Raw genomic sequence first — 15093 nt, forward strand, 5'->3', positions numbered from 1 at the left:
GCGCAGCAAGTTGTCGGGTAAGGAGTCCTTACCCGGCCTCCGCCCCAGGGGAGGCGGAGGCATCCGGCGCCGAGGGGGCACCGGGGTCGGCCGGCCCGGGGGAGCCGACTCGGGGAGAAGCCACTCAGCTGCTCACGCCACGCCGCCGTCTGCGCGAACCCACGCTGCGTGAGAAGCGCGTCCACCCGCGCTACAGCGACGACGAGTTCGCCCTCCTCGCGACAGCCGCCCGCCTCAGCCGTATGCAGGTCGGCGGCTACGTCGCCGAGACCTCGCTCGCCGCCGCCCGCTCCGACGACCCCACCGCCGCGGTCGCCGACTACCGAGCCATGGTCAAGGCGCTGATGGCCGCCAACCGTGAGCTCGCCGCGATCGGCCGCAACCTCAACCAGCTTGCTTGGCACCTCAACAAGGACGGCGCCTGGCCCGCTTCGGACATCGTGGCGCGGCTGCTTGACCGGGTCGAGGCATCGGTCGACGACATCGACGTGGCCGTTGCCCAGGTGATCTCGGGGCGGTGAGCACGTGATACCGAAGATCATCCTCGGCAAGGGCGCCCGCGCCACGCGCCGCCTCATCGGCTACCTCTACGGTCCTGGCAGCGCCAACGAGCACACCGACGCCCACCTGGTGGCGTCCTGGAACGGCTTCGCCCCCGACCCCGGCCGCAGCCCCCACCGCAACCTGAAGGACGTCGAGGACCAGCTCGCCGCGCAGCTCGACCAGCCCGTGAAGATGCTCGGCGACAAGGCGCCGACGACCACGGTGTGGCACTGCCCGGTCCGGGCCGCGCCCGAGGACCCGATCCTCACTGACGCCCAGTGGGCCGACATCGCCCGCCGGATCGTGGCCGCCGCCGGCATCGCACCCGACGGCGACGACGAAGCCAGCCGCTGGGTCGCCGTCCGCCACGCCGACGACCACATCCACATCGCCGCCACCCTCGTACGCCAGGACGGCCGCCGCCCCCGCCGCGACCACGACATCCGCGCCGTACAACGCGAAGCCCGCACGATCGAAGCCGACCTCGGACTCCGCCGCCTCAACCCCGGCGACGGCACCGCCGCCAAACGCCCCACCAGCAAGGAGCACTTCAAGGCCAAGCGCCAGGGCCAAGACACCACCACCCGCGAGATCCTGCGCATGCGCGTACGCCGCGCCGTGGCCGCCGCCTCCACCGAGACCGAGTTCTTCGCCGTGCTGGAAGCGACCGGCGTGACCGTACGGCCCAAGACCGGACCGTCCGGCGGCGTCCTCGGCTACAGCGTCGCCCTGCCCGGCGACCTCAACAAGCACGGCGAGCCCGTGTGGTTCTCCGGCTCCACCCTCGCCGGCGACCTCTCCCTGCCCAAGATCCGCCACCGCCTCACCGCCACCACCCCCGAACCGGCCGCCGCCCGCCCGGCCGACCCCTGGCACCAGGCCACCGCCGCCACCGAACGCATCCCCCACCACCTCACCCAGGGCAGCGACCACATCGCCCAAGGCCAGCTCGTCGCCCTCGGCGAAACCCTCGACCTGCTCCCCCTCACCGCACCAGCCACCGCCAGGACCGAACTCGAACGCGCCGCCGCCCTCTTCGAGCGCGCCACCCGCTCCCGCATCACCGCCGACCTCGACAGCACCCGCGTCCTGCGCCGCAGCGTCCAGACGATCCTGCGCACCCCCACCGCGACACGCGACGGCGCCGGGCTGGCGATGCTGCTGGACGCCGCCCTCATCGCCGTGGCCTTCGCCAAGCACTGGCACCGCACCCACCAGCACGCCCAGCAGGAGGCTGCGGCCCAGCAGGCCCTCGTCCACCTCCAGACCGCGTACGCCCACGTCGCCGTCCCGGTGCTGGACGACCTCGCCAGCCGCACCCCCGGCATCCAGACCAAGCACCGCTACGCCCGCCACCTCCAGCAGACCGTCCCCGAACACGCCGACCGCATCCTCCAGGACCCCGCATGGGACGCCCTCACCACGACCCTCGCCGACGCGGAGACAGCCGGCCACAACCCGGCTACCCTCCTCGACCAGGCCCTCGGCCAACGCACCCTCGACGACGCCCGCAACCCCGCCCGCGCCCTGACCTGGCGCATCCACCGCCTCGGGCAACGCCATGCACCCAGCCCCCTCGCCCAGGCAGCCATGGCCCGCAGCACCACACGACTCCCTGCCACCCCGGTCCACCCGCCGACGGCCACACCGACCGCCGTACAGCAGCCGCAGGTGCGTGGGCGTTGACCGACCCTCGTGTTCCCCGAGGGAACAGGGAAAGCGTTCCCTCGGGGAACACTCGATTCGTTCCCTCAGGGAACGGGCGCGTCCCACCTAGACAGACCAGTGATCCTTGTGCGTCTGCACGGCCGACTCCCGTATCGTCGCCAGGGTGACCGACGCGAACGTGGCGGACAGGACGCACCTCCCCACAGACGATCTTGCCGAGCTGATCCGGGCATACGACATCGACGAAGTGCTGGACCGACAGCACCTGGCCGATGGCCTCATGAACGTGAACTGGCGGCTGGACACCCGGGCCGGGAGGTTCGCCCTCAAGCGGGTCACGGACGTGCCGCTCGATCGACTGCGTCGCAACCTCGCGGTCCTTCCCGTCCTGGCTTCGTACGGCGTCCCCGTATGTGCCCCGCTCCCCACCGTCCACGGCGATGTGATCGCCGAGGTCCGCGGTGGCGTCTACTGCCTCTTTCCCTGGTCGGCCGGGGAACACGTTCGCGGAACTGACCTGTCGCTGACGCAGACGTCCAAGCTCGGCACACACCTCGCGGGACTCCATACGGCACTCGGCCGTGCTGTCGATGAGGCCGGGATGCCCGCAGTGCCGGCCTCGGTCACCGCTGAGGTGACCGAGGCCGGCCGAGCCGTCCAGAAGGCTGACCGGCTTGCCGGAGCCGTGTCGGCCCGGGGCGCGGGCGACGCTTTCGACAGGGCCGCGGGGACTGCCCTCGAAGAGCGCAAGATCCTCCTCGACAAGCACGCCCACCTGCGCCCCGAGGGAGACACCCCTGCGGGCCCGCATGGCTGGACGCACGGTGACTTCCAGTACCGAAACCTCCTCTGGGCGGACGGCGGACTGGTTGCCGTCCTGGACTGGGATCGGCTCGGAGTCCGCCCGTACGCGGAAGAGGTCGTTCGTACGGCGCAGGTGCAGTTCGGGGTGGAAGGCGTGTTCGACCTGGAGCGGGTGGCGGCGTTCGTGGCCGGCTACCGGTCGGTGATCCCCTTGGAACCGGCCGCATTGCTCGACGCCGCGCGACGACTGTGGTGGAAGCGGATGACGGACTTCTGGCAGCTCGAGTTCCACTACGATCGGGGCGACCACTCCTGCGACGAGCTGTTCATCGCCGACGAGGCGCTTCTTCACTGGTGGACGGAGCGGCTCGACGCGGTGGAGCGGGCATTCACCGGATCTGCCTAGATCCCTAGCTCCCGAAGCTCGAGCAGACACGGTCGCGTGAACGTGACCGCCTGACGCCGGGCCCTCATGCCCAGCGCCTCGTGGTCCGCCTCCCGGATCGCGCTTGCCCACGTCTCGGGGCCGGCTGTACTCGGCAGGACGATTCCGGCGTCGCCGATGGCTTCGGGGATGCCGCCCCGGTCGGTCCCGATGCTCGGGACGCCGTGGAGCGCGGCCTCGACGATCACGCGGGGGAAGGCGTCTTCCACGGTGGATGGGACCAGCAGCAGGCGATGGCTGCGGTACAGAGGCCCCATGTCGTACACGTGGGGCACGTACGTCACGTTCGGGTAAGCGGCGAAGTCGGCGGCCGTGTCCCACCAGCCTTCGACCAAGGTGAAGTGCTGTTCCGGCATGAGCCGGAGGAGTCGGTGCAGTAGCTCGGATCCCTTGGCGGGGATGGGATTGATCATGAGTACGGACGCGGTGCGGCCCTCGCCAGAGCTCTCCCCGTGCAGCGCGAACGGCGGGTACATCACGGCAAGGCGAGTGCCAGGCGTGTGGGGTGCGCGTGCCCGGACGAAATCCGACACGGCCAGGCCGTAGTGGGGGCGACCGGCAAGGACCCCCAGGCCGGTGGCGGAGACGGAGTGCAGGAGGCCGGCGACGAGCGCGGTCGGTCTAGCCTGCGCGGCGAGCTGCGCCGAGCCTTCCTGCGAGGTGAACACGACATCGGGGCGGAGATCTCCCAGGAGGCTGCCCAGCGCGTGCTCCACGTTGTTCTGCATGAACGCCGCGCACTCGACCCCGTTCCACCGGTAGCGCAGGGTGCCGTCCGCCTCGTCGTACGCGACGCGATGCCTGTCGAGGTGGGCGCGCATGTCGGGGAGCTGGGTGGCTCCGCCCCAGGGCGCCTCGTGTGAGCCGAGGTAGGTGACGTGCCAGCCGGCGGCGGCGAGTTCCTCGGCGAGGAGCTGCTGGGTGACCTCGGCGCCGCCGATGAGGAACGGGGGCGGGGTGCGGCGCCAGGCGAACAGGGCGGTGGGCATCTTCCTTCACCTCGCCCAGAAAGTGACGAGGGCTTCCACGGCTTGGGCCACATCGTCCGGGCCTGCGTCGGCGGCCAGGACCGTGAGCTCTCGCGTCACGGGCCGACGGGGCGTGTGGACGAAGTAGTCGCGGGCGTGGCGAAGGAAGCCCGGCTCGTGGAGGAAGTACTCGGACTCGGCGGCGGTGTGGCCGGCGGTCTTGCGGCGGAGGTGGAGCGTCTCCGCCGGTACGTCGAGGTAGAGGGTGTGGTCGGGGCGCAGGAAGGAAAGCGTCTTGAGGCGGTCGCGGAGCTGGTGGTGGACGCCGTACCCGAACAGGGCGCCCAGGGCGTACGCGTGGGCGAGGAGGGTGTCCACGGACCGGTCGAGGATGACGAACTGCCTGCCGCTCGCGGCGGCCTCGGCGACGCGGGTCGCCTCGATCTCCATAAACCTTTCGAAGGCGGCGAGTTGGGCAGCCGCCGAGTCGGTACGGGCCGGAGGGATGTCGTCGCGGTGGGCGATGTGCTTGACGTAGCAGTCGGAGACGAACGACCGCGAGCCTAGGGCGGTGCGGCGGAGGTGGCGTATCGCCGTGGACTTGCCGGCGTAGGAGGGTCCCTCCAAGGCGATGATCAGCACGTCGACTCCTCCGTCCGATGGAAGCGTTCGGCGTAGAGGCCGGGCCCGTCGACGAGGTCGGCCGCCGTGGTGAAGGCGTGCCGGATCGGCCGGTACGTCTTCCGCGCTGGATGCATCTGCGAGCCGTGTATCCGCAGGACGGTGACCTTGTCCAGGACGACGTCGGTGATGTCGACCAGCTCGGGCCGCATCGTCGCCCCCGTACGTGTACGGAACAGGTGCTGGTCGCAGCCGGCGAGCGCGTACGTCGACCAGAACGCGAGGTCCTCCCAGAACCAGGTGCAGCCGAGGCGAACGGCGGCCTCATGGACGAGGAGGTGGTCGGGGTGGCGGGTGACGGCGGCGGGCGCGAGGAGTTCGGCGCCGGGGTGGGCCGCGGCGACCCGACCGAGCTCCTCGGTGACCTGGTCAAGCACCTGTGGGTCGTAGGGACGGTACGGCGGCTCGGCATCCTTGTGGCCGAGGAGTTGTCGGCGGGCGGCGAACGGCGCGAGTGCGGCGGCACCCTCCCGGTCGCGCACCTCGGACACGGTGTCGACGTCGGCGTACGTGACCTCCAGGGCGGGGTGCACGCTCCGGGACCGGGTGAAGACGGTGGCCACGGTCAGCGGTCGGGGGCGGGCGAGGAAGGTGCCCGAGGCCGAGAGGGCGAAGTCGTCGTGATGGGGTTCGATGGCGAGGACCGGGCGGCCGGCGGGGGTGCGCGCCTCGATGTAGTACGGGACGCGGGTGTGGGGTGCGGTCACCTCCAGGACGCGGTGGTCGTGGTTCCGGTGGCGGGCGGCGAGCTGCTGGGTGTGCGTCTGGTGGGCGCGGTGGAGGTCGTCAGGGAAGGTGTAGATGCCCTGCCCGTCCGGCACCGGCAGGTCGACCAGGAACTGGGGCTGCACAGGAGTCTCCTTCGTCATCGCACGGTCGTCTCGTACCAGTGGCGCCACATGCGGGGCGACCGGAGGCGCAGGCGGGCGGTCACGGGGTTCTGCCACCAGAGCATCCGCAGGCTCGACCACTGGTCGTAGCGGCGGGTCGACGGGCGCACGCGCAGCTCGTCGAGGATGGTCACGGGCCGGCCGGTGGCCTGGCCGTGGGCGGTGAGGCGGGCGAAGAACTCCACGTCCTCGCTCATGAACAGGTCGTCCCGGTACCCGCCGATGTGGTGGAAGGCGTCGGCGGTGCAGAACTGGTTGACGCCCTGGGCTCCGCCGCGCCGGGTGCGGTAGTGGTCCCAGTACGCGCACAGCAGGCGGGCGCCGAGCCGTTCCGGGGTGTAGAGCGGCGGGATGGCGCCACCGATGGCCCCGGCGTCCATGGCGGCAGCGGCGGCGGTGACCGCTTCCAGGGGCAGCGCCACGTCCGCGTCGGTGAAGAAGAGCCGGCCGCTGCGGGCCGCTGCGGCTCCTGTGTTGCGGACCCGGCCGATGTTGCGGACGGACTCGGTGACGACGCGGACGCCGAAGGAGGCGGCCATGTCGGCGGTGGCGTCGGTGCTGGCGTTGTCGACGACGACCACCTCTCCCGTACGGCCGGTGATCTCCTCCCAGCGGGTAAGTGAGGCGAGGACGGAGGGCAGGTAGCGGGGCAGGTAGGCGGCCTCGTTGAAGGCCGGGATCACTACCGACAGGGCGGGGGTGCTCATCAGCGCGTCCTTTCCGGGCGGCGCGTACGGAAGAGGTGCGGGGTGCGTCGGCTGAGGTCGTCCAGGCGGCGGGCCCACAAGACGCGGTCGTCTCCAGGGGAGGAATGCGCCCAGGAGCGCAGGGTGTGGAAGACGACCCAGGCGCCCAACAGGTGGTCATCGAGGGCAAGGGGGTAGGCGTCGGTGACCGTGCGGGCCCGGAGAGTCGAGAGGGCGTCGGTCATGACGAGGGTCTGGGCAACGTCGGATTCGCGGGGACCGGCGGCGGCGTCGGTGAAGTCGACCAGGTGGCGGATGGCTCGGGGGCCGGCGATCACGACGTTGTCGCCGTGCAGGTCGCCGTGGCACCACACGGGCGCTGTGTGGACGGCGTCGGCGATGGCGGCCAGCGCGGGCGCGATGCGGTCGAGGCTGATGGGCGGGCAGCGGCGGCCCAGTGAGGTGACCTGCTCGTGGAGCGGTCGGCGCGGGATCCACGGCCGGACGGGCGCCCGGTGCAGGCGGCCGAGTAGGCCGGCTAGGTCTTTCAGAGCTCGCTCGTCGGAGATCCGGCCGGAGCTCATGGCGCTGCCGAGGGTGAGCGGGCCAAGGTCGGCGGTGACAAGGGCGGTCGCCTCGTGGCCTGGAACGTGGCCATATCCGATGAGGGCCGGTACGGGGACGTGGTCGGCCACGGCCCGGATGGCAGCGCTCTCCGTGATCGCGTTGCGGCGTGCGGTCGCCGCGTACAGCTTGATCACGACACCGCGTCCGTCGGCCAGGCCCACCCGGTACACGACGGTGCGCGTACGTGCGGACAGCCGGTGGGCAGTACGGGCCGGTACCCCAGTCAGGGCAAGAGCAGCGCGCGAGACAGCGGGCGGTACCCCCGCACTCACCGCACACCCGCCGGTTCCACGCCGACGGCACCCAGACGCCGGACGTGACGCATGGCCCTTTCCAGGTGCCGTCGGTATTCGACGACTTCCTCCGTGACGGGGCAGTCGGCCTGCCACGGCTTCTCGGGACCGACGAAGTGCACGAGGGCGGCAGCCGGATCGGGCTTCGGCGACCGCGTGACGACCCGGCGCACCCAGTTCCCGCGTTCCAGGAATCGGCCGACCTCGAACCGGTTGAAACCACCGGACACCGGGCGCACTCGGCCGGATCGCAGAAGCCACAGGTTCAGGGCGTCCTGGTCGTTGTGGAGGATGTGGCGCCGGGCGTGGATCAGGGCCTGCTCGACGCCTCGGCGGATGCGGGGCATGTGATCGGTGTGGGCCCAGAGCACGCCCGCGTTGAAGTACGGGCGTCCGCGCAGGTGGGGCCAGCGCTCGGCGGCTCCGGGCAGCGCCGGGCACTCGCCGACGGTCAGGTTGAACTCGTCCCGCACGGCGCCCGTCTCGTCCGGCGCGAGGGCGCCGAGCGGCTCGCTCACATCTCCGCGTACGAGTACGTCGGCGTCCACGTAGATCAGGTAGGGACGGCGGACGAAGCTCGGCGTGAACTCGAACCTCAGATAGGTGGTGACGGTGATGTACGAGGCGTCTGCCATGCGCGAGGAGCGCAGAGGGGCGCATCGACGGAGGTCGAAGGAGCCGACGCCGGCCCGCTTGGCGAGGTCGGCGAGGAGGAGGGCCTGCGACGGGGTCAGGTCGAGGGTGAGCACCCGTACGGCAGCTTCGCGGCGGGCCGCCGGGGTGAGGCTGTCGGCCAGGCCGGCGAGGGCGGCGAGGCCGGGGACTAGGTACTGCTGGTCGATGCAGAGGCCGAACGCGTACACGGCGACTTCGCCTTTCGGGCGTGGTGCACGGGCGTGACGGAAGGGTCTGCAGCGAGCGCGGTCGCTCACGGCGTATCCCTGGCTTCGGAGCGGGCGAGGATTTCGAGCCTGTCGGGGTCGTCGGTCTCCCAGTGGGGGCCACCGCCGGTCGGCGGCCGCAGCACCCACACGGTGCCGCCGGCGCGGACGTCGGTGACGATCGCCCGCCGTCCGCCACTGTCCCGGACGAGGTCGCCGACCCAGGCGCGCCGGGCGCTCACGAGCCGTCCTCCTCGTACGTGCCTGTCTGCGTGAACCAGCCGGAGGCCGCGTCCGTGATGTCGCGCCGACGACGGGCCTGGCCGGGGGTTCGACGGGTCGGGGTACCGCTCGACGCGTCCGCGAGGAACCCTCCCCGGTCGCGGAGGAGAACGCCGAGCGCCGCGAACTGGGCGGCGTCGGCAGCGACATGCGTCAGGCCGCTGACGACGACACCGCGGATCATTCCGGCGGACAGGGCGGCCGTGACGGCCTGCCAGCCCGGCCGCTCCATGAGCGGCAGCGACGGGGCGGGGTCGGACCAGACGCCGGCGACGTGCCAGTGCCGGGCGTCGGCGTAGTAGCGGCCACGCTCCTCGCTCTCACCGAGGGCGGTGGAGGTGGCGGCGCAGGAGTAGACGGCGACGGGTACGTGCCCGAGGACGCCGGGCGGGTTGGTCGGCATACCCACAAGGCTGCTGGGCTGCGGAGTCGGGGCCCAGGCACGGCCCGTCGCAGTGGAGAGACTCCGTATCCGGTCGGACCGCCACGCCCCGTGGCAGCGGAAGCAGGGTCGCCCGAAGGTGTGCCACGCCCCGTAGCAGTCGCGCTGATGGTGCGCCCGTACCTACTACGGACCGTGGTACTTCGGCTCGTAGGTCAACGCACACCGAGGGGTACGCCCGCGGAATTCGCCAGTCCTCGCAGTCGGTTGACGGACACCCCGGCGAGTCGACTGATGATGACGCCGGGAAGCATCTGGTGACGTACCCATCCTGGGGCCATCGCGCAGACGGCCTGGAGGGTGTCGGCTGCGGCCTCCCACCGTCGGCATTCGACCTGGGTGAGCGCTACGTCCAGGCCGTAGCGGGCCCGAGTGGCCAGGGGCACCGTGTCGTCCAGGCGAACGGTGTCCATGAGCCGCAGCGCTCCAGCCGTATCACCGAGGGCCACGGCGATACTCATGGCCTGCGTTGCGGCGTACATCGGTCCGTACGGCTGGGCGTGCGCACCACGGGCATGCTCGTCCCCGATTCGGGCGGCGACGGCGTGCGCCTGCGAGAGGTATTCACGGGCGTTGTCCGAGCTCGCACCGCCTCGGGACGCGGCGACGGCGGCGTTCGTGACGAGCTGCCCGTACACACTCAGCCGGTCCGGGTCGTGCTCGCTCATCTTGGGCTCGATCCGGTCGGCTTGCGCTGCGGCAAGGAGGAAGCCCTGCTTCGTCCGGCCGTCGCGGAGGTTGACCCACGCGGTGGTGGCGGCAAGGTGCGCGTCACGGAGATCATCTCCGCCCTGCACGGCGACCTGCCGTCCGTACGTCAGCGCCGCATACGCCAGATCTCGTGATCCGAGCACGTTGGCGGCCATACCCGCCGTCTGGAAGGTGTCGATCAAGACGCCGGTGGCGGCCTCCCGCTCATCGAGGCCGGCCATGTCGAACCTGGCCCGCGCCTCGGGTAGGAGCCGCCCAAGGAGAGTGCCGAGCTCGGTGTACCGGCCTCCCCAGTACGCGGCGTCCGCACGACGGACGACGGCGCGGAGCTCTTCGACGGTGCCCGGCTCGACTTCGGCGGGGATGCCGATGGCCGCGTCATGGGTGGCTGCGGAGACCAGGCGTAACGCGGCCCGCTCGTCGCGGTCCATGGACCGCCGTGGCGCCTGCTGGCCGAGGAGCACGGCGATGTCCGTGCCGAGCGCGTCGGCAATCGACAGCAGGGACGGCAGGGAAGCCGTTCCACCGCGTTCGAGCTTGCGGACCACGCCGACGGACACGCCGGCCGCCTCCGCCAACTGCTCCTGTGTCATGCCGCCGCGCAGCGCCTTCAAGCGCTCAGAGGTGGTGTACTCCGACCACTGCATGCTCCAGAACCTCCGCGTGATGGGCCCCACACGGACAGTACTGGCTGGAGCGGTGGAGCCGACAGCCTTTGATCAGACCGCAGTTGGGTTCACGCGGCGAGCACCGCTGTGACACCGAGGAGGGCCTCCAACTCGGTCACGGCCTCATCCTCGTGCGTGACGTGGACCGTGGCGATGCCCAGATCGGCGGCCGGCGGAAGGTTCACCGCGTGATCGTCCACGAACACGCACCGCTCGGCGGGCAGCCCGATCCGCTCCAGGGCGAGTTCGTAGATCGCCGGATCGGGCTTCGCCATGCCGGCCAGCTCGGAGACGACGTGCACGTCGAACAGGTCCCAGATGCCGACGTGTTCGTACGGGTTGAACGGGTCGAGGCCGAAGCTGTTGGACAGCAGGGCAAGCCGGTGGCCAGCGGCACGCGCGGCACGCGCGAGCGCGACCATCCGACGGGCTGCGGGCACCCCGACCCAAGCCCGCCCCATCAGGTTCACCGGATCCACATGCGCACCCAACAGTGGCGCCGTGCCCTCGTTCCACTCGGCCTGCCCGATCTCCCCGATCTCCAGAGCCGCGTACAGACGCCGGCCCTCAGGGTGATCGTTGAGAGTGCTGCGCCACGCGCCCGGATCCAGCCCTTCTGACACGCACCAGGCGCGGTGGACATCGATCGGGCTGGCGGTAAGCACCCCGGCGAAGTCGAGGATCAGGCCGCGCCTGTCGGCGACATCAGTCCTGTGCGGCATCCGATGATCGTTCCTTCCCTGATGGGTTCTCTCGGCGACGCTACCGCGCACTGACCTCACGGACGGGCGAAGCCTCCCTCACCCGATTCGCGCGAGCACCTGGCGTGCTGCCCTGAAGGAACACCTGGGCTGAGGGACACGCGATCGCACGGCAACGCCCAGCCGTCTCCCGCCGACAGCGGCACATCATCCCCTTCACTTTCGCCTGGCGCCTGACGTGCGAAGCACGGGGCGCTTGGCGTTGGGGTGAAGCCGACCATGAAGGGCGGAAGCGGGACGCAAGTATCCCAGAGCTTCAGTAGTTTCGGCATCGGGCGGTCCGATGTGTCCGTCATAATAGACCTCGACGAGATTCCGCGTCGGTTCGTCGTACAGGAAGATGACGCCTCTCGGAATACCGAGCTGATGCTTCTTTGCGCGCAGGTAGACGCGGAGGCGCTTCTCCTCACTGGAGGGATCCACCCCAGCCGGACGAGTGGCCCACACGAATACCCAACCCTCGACCGATTCGACGCACCCCGTGACAGGCACGGTGAGGCTGCGCCCACTACCACTCGGCGACGGATTACGAAGAAGATCGTCACCATTACGGGCAAATTGATGTTGTGTGCTAGTCGCCCCAGACAGCAGTGTTGCTCCGATACTGAGCCAGCTGGCGACGTTTCGTGACTGAAGTTCATCAATGAGAGACGCAACCGGAGATGGCGCCATCGTCGGCTTCGGCGGAATTCCGGTACTCATACCGCGATTCCGGGCGTAAAACCACTTGTCCAGCGCGTCCGTACGACTCGTCACGAAAACTGGCTGCTGCGAGCGGTAACGGCGTCGCTGAGATGAAGTCGGCTCCGGCATGAACGGGAAGGCGGTATGCACTTGCTCCGGATCGGGTTCAACCCAAAGGCCCGCCTCAAAGAAGTGCAAGAAGAGGTCCAGCTCATCGGCCGCGTTGAACATAACAGTAACGTCAGGATTGCGGCGGCGACGTAGATAGAGGAGAAACTCAGCAGGGCGCACAACGAGCTCGGAGATGAGCTCAAGGTCATGCAGCGACACGGTCCAGGGGATGCTGTCGAGGCTGAGCACGCCGGCTCGCACCAGCTCCGCAGTGGCCGTCAGGACAGTCGAGAGGTCATCGAGGCTGACTGTGATGGTATGAATCTCCCGAATATGGCTGAGATCGACCCATCCCTCACCTTCGATTCGGATACCTCCATCGCGCTCGATCCTGTCGCGCAGTCGGCCGGCTTGTTCGGACGCCTCGGTGATAATGCGGGTCAGGTCCCTACGAATGCGTGCCGTCTTCCCGCCGAGGGAGGGGGCGCTCAGCTCGACGGCCTTGTCCTCCACGATGAGCGCAACGTCGTCGAGCAGGACAAGGTGATCGCCCTCGACTCGCTTGGTGAACTTCGCCGGATCAGCACTATTCTCTTCAGCGTCGTTCACGGGAATGTAGTACTTGAACGCGTCCCGATAATGGGCGCCGGGCAGTACACGCCCGAGCGCGGCGCGAGTACGGGATTCCAGAAGGTCGCCACGATGCTTCGCGTACGCATCCCATGCGACCGAGGTCTTGAGGTGACTTTCGAGGCTCTCCCGGACAGCAACCACATTCAGCGCAGGGTGCGGCAGCATGATGCGTCCGTCAGTTCCGACCAGAAGCGGCCGAACGCGCATCGGGTTCCTACCCGTGGTGAACCGCTTGACGACTTCTGCAGGTGTGGCCATCCCGAGATCGAGGCGGAACCTTTCAATAACCGCTCTGACACGTTCTTCGGCGATGCCTGTGCTTGCGACGACCTCTTCGATCGCAACCGTAGCTTCGTTTGCGTCGGGTTCAAACATGGAGAGGAAACCCGCCCTGGCAAGTTCCGTCAGTTCACGGTCAGGCTCACCGTCGCGCATTGAAGCCATGGCATTGAGCATCGCTGTGCGCATGGTGCCCACGCGATCATTCATGCTGACCTCTTGCAGGTGATGACACGCATTGAGAACAGCCAATGCATCGGTCGCATCAAATCCAAGCTCTGCGTTCAAATCCGCACGAACGATCACATCGCCGTCGAGCAGGGCAAGGTTGGTTGCCTCGACCATCTCCGGGTAGGACGAGTTGCGCATCCAGCGTTCGGTGCTCTGCAGCAGCAATGACACCATCGCGAGCTTGTCGGTTCGGTCCGCCGCTGCAAAGGACCTCATCTGCGCGAGATGGAGAAGCGCGAGAAGCTCATCCTTCGCCTCAGTCACAAAGTGGCTCATTTCCTGAGCCTCGACCGATTCGGATTCGTCGGCACCAACGGCCGCATCCTGCTGAGCCGCGAGAGCTATGAGCGTCAACAGTTCGACCAGTGCGGCGCTTGCCTCCCCAGTGACGGGCACCTCGCCCTCGGGCGCCATCGGTAGAAACGCCAGGCGAGCTACCTCAATTAGCCGAATTGCATCAAATCTCTGCAACTTCTCAACGAAATCGGCGACAGCCTTGTCCAACGCCTCGTCGATAGCCCCTATGGGGTTGTCGGCCGCAGCGAACCTCTCCATGAGCGCTTCCAATGCACCCCAGGAGTCAGCTACGGCCTGAGCATGCGGGTTGAACGCCGACGATGCGGGATCAACACGGCGTTGGCGCTTGTTTCGCGTCTTGCGGCGCTTCGATCTAGTGTCCTGAGTCGGTAGTTCATTGGCGGTTGTAGGGTTGGGGGATGCCGGGCCCGAAGCCGTTGTCATTGGAGTTGTCCGAGCGCGAACGCCGCGTACTGCGAGGCTGGTTGCGCAAGCGGACCGCGGGGCAGGCCTTGGTGCTGCGCGCGAGGATCGTGCTGGCGTGCGCCGAGGGCCGCCCGAACGCGCAGGTCGCGCAGGAGCTCGGTATCTCGCGGGAGACGGTGCGCAAGTGGCGGTCCAGGTTCGCTTCCGACCGTCTTGAGGGACTCGTCGACGCTCCGCGCTCGGGTGCCCCGCGCAGGATCACGGACGAGCAGGTCGAGTCCCTGGTCGCCCGGACCCTCGACCAGGCACCCCCTTCGGGGGATTCGCACTGGTCGACGCGGTCGATGGCCCAGGCTGCGGGCATGTCGCAGTCCGCAGTCTCCAGAATCTGGCGGGCGTTCGGCCTCAAACCGCACATCGTGCAGACATGGAAGCTGTCCACCGACCCGCAGTTCGTGACCAAGGTCCGCGACGTGGTGGGCATCTACCTCGCCCCGCCCGAGAACGCCCTGGTGCTGGCGGTGGACGAGAAGTCGCAGATCCAGGCCCTGGACCGCACCCAGCCCGTGCTGCCGCTGGCACCGACGACGCCGGCGCGGATGACCCACGACTACGTCCGCCACGGCACCACCAGCCTGTTCGCCGCACTCGACATCGCCTCCGGCTCGGTCATAGCCCAGCACTACCGACGCCATCGCCACCAGGAGTTCCTCCGTTTCCTGAAGACCATCGACGCCGCCGTGCCCAAGGACCTGGACCTGCACCTGGTCCTGGACAACTACGCCACCCACAAGACCGAAGCGGTCAAGAAGTGGCTGCTGCGACACCCCCGCTTCCACCTGCACTTCACTCCCACCTCGGCATCCTGGCTCAACCTCGTCGAACGCTGGTTCGCCGAGCTGACCTGCCGCAAACTCCGCCGCTCGGCCCACCGCAGCGTCGTCGAGCTCGAACGCGACATCCGCGGCTGGATCAACGAGTGGAACAAGAACCCCAAGCCGTTCGTGTGGACCAAGACCGCAGACGAGATCCTCGAAACCCTCGCCGCATACTGCACACGAACTAACGACTCAGGACACTAG

Annotated in this window: 15 protein-coding genes; 4 read left to right on the plus strand and 11 right to left on the minus strand. The window is 69.0% G+C overall.

Annotation, left to right across the window (positions count from 1 at the left end; all coding sequences use genetic code 11):
• The 3 genes from FVS66_RS24865 to FVS66_RS24875 all read left to right on the plus strand — a co-directional run.
• The coding region (locus tag FVS66_RS24865; protein WP_316248214.1) for a plasmid mobilization protein at positions 1-521 on the plus strand (521 nt) is incomplete at its 5' end.
• A 4-nt stretch (positions 522-525) separates the two neighbouring features.
• A complete protein-coding gene (locus FVS66_RS24870) occupies positions 526-2229 on the plus strand; it encodes a relaxase/mobilization nuclease domain-containing protein (RefSeq protein ID WP_149183447.1) in 1704 nt (567 codons plus the stop codon).
• A gap of 106 nt (positions 2230-2335) precedes the next feature.
• Positions 2336-3421: a phosphotransferase gene (locus FVS66_RS24875; RefSeq protein ID WP_149183448.1), complete on the plus strand. Its 1086-nt coding sequence runs from the start codon at positions 2336-2338 to the stop codon at positions 3419-3421.
• Here the strand turns inward: FVS66_RS24875 and FVS66_RS24880 are convergent.
• From FVS66_RS24880 to FVS66_RS24930, 11 genes are all read right to left on the minus strand, one after another.
• Positions 3418-4449, minus strand: coding sequence for a glycosyltransferase (locus FVS66_RS24880; protein ID WP_149183449.1), 1032 nt, complete (start codon positions 4447-4449; stop codon positions 3418-3420). The genes FVS66_RS24875 and FVS66_RS24880 overlap by 4 nt on opposite strands.
• Before the next feature lie 6 nt (positions 4450-4455).
• Positions 4456-5070: a hypothetical protein gene (locus tag FVS66_RS24885; RefSeq protein WP_149183450.1), complete on the minus strand. Its 615-nt coding sequence runs from the start codon at positions 5068-5070 to the stop codon at positions 4456-4458.
• Positions 5064-5978: a PIG-L family deacetylase gene (locus tag FVS66_RS24890; RefSeq protein ID WP_187645685.1), complete on the minus strand. Its 915-nt coding sequence runs from the start codon at positions 5976-5978 to the stop codon at positions 5064-5066. Before FVS66_RS24890 ends, FVS66_RS24885 begins: the two co-directional genes overlap by 7 nt.
• A complete protein-coding gene (locus FVS66_RS24895; protein ID WP_149183451.1) occupies positions 5975-6706 on the minus strand; it encodes a glycosyltransferase in 732 nt (243 codons plus the stop codon). The genes FVS66_RS24890 and FVS66_RS24895 overlap by 4 nt, the downstream gene beginning before the upstream one ends.
• Entirely contained in the window at positions 6706-7482 is a 777-nt protein-coding gene (locus FVS66_RS24900; RefSeq protein ID WP_399226234.1) for a phosphotransferase, read from the minus strand. The genes FVS66_RS24895 and FVS66_RS24900 overlap by 1 nt, the downstream gene beginning before the upstream one ends.
• Before the next feature lie 98 nt (positions 7483-7580).
• Positions 7581-8468 carry a glycosyltransferase gene (locus FVS66_RS24905; RefSeq protein ID WP_149183453.1) on the minus strand — a complete coding sequence of 296 codons (888 nt, stop codon included), beginning with the start codon at positions 8466-8468 and terminating at the stop codon, positions 7581-7583.
• A gap of 65 nt (positions 8469-8533) precedes the next feature.
• Entirely contained in the window at positions 8534-8728 is a 195-nt protein-coding gene (locus FVS66_RS24910) for a hypothetical protein (RefSeq protein WP_149183454.1), read from the minus strand.
• Positions 8725-9171: a recombinase family protein gene (locus FVS66_RS24915; RefSeq protein ID WP_149183455.1), complete on the minus strand. Its 447-nt coding sequence runs from the start codon at positions 9169-9171 to the stop codon at positions 8725-8727. Before FVS66_RS24915 ends, FVS66_RS24910 begins: the two co-directional genes overlap by 4 nt.
• Before the next feature lie 194 nt (positions 9172-9365).
• Positions 9366-10568, minus strand: coding sequence for a helix-turn-helix domain-containing protein (locus FVS66_RS24920; protein ID WP_149183456.1), 1203 nt, complete (start codon positions 10566-10568; stop codon positions 9366-9368).
• 89 nt (positions 10569-10657) lie between these two features.
• Positions 10658-11311 (minus strand): HAD-IA family hydrolase, encoded by a 654-nt coding sequence (locus FVS66_RS24925; protein WP_149183460.1) that lies wholly within the window; start codon positions 11309-11311, stop codon positions 10658-10660.
• A 195-nt stretch (positions 11312-11506) separates the two neighbouring features.
• Complete coding sequence (locus tag FVS66_RS24930; protein WP_149183457.1) at positions 11507-13843, minus strand: preprotein translocase subunit SecA; 2337 nt, start codon at positions 13841-13843, stop codon at positions 11507-11509.
• 161 nt (positions 13844-14004) lie between these two features.
• On the opposite strand from FVS66_RS24930, the gene FVS66_RS24935 reads away from it, so the two are divergent.
• Complete coding sequence (locus tag FVS66_RS24935; RefSeq protein ID WP_149181358.1) at positions 14005-15093, plus strand: IS630 family transposase; 1089 nt, start codon at positions 14005-14007, stop codon at positions 15091-15093.

Source organism: Streptomyces sp. TRM49041 (assembly GCF_008271805.1).
Classification (GTDB): domain Bacteria; phylum Actinomycetota; class Actinomycetes; order Streptomycetales; family Streptomycetaceae; genus Streptomyces.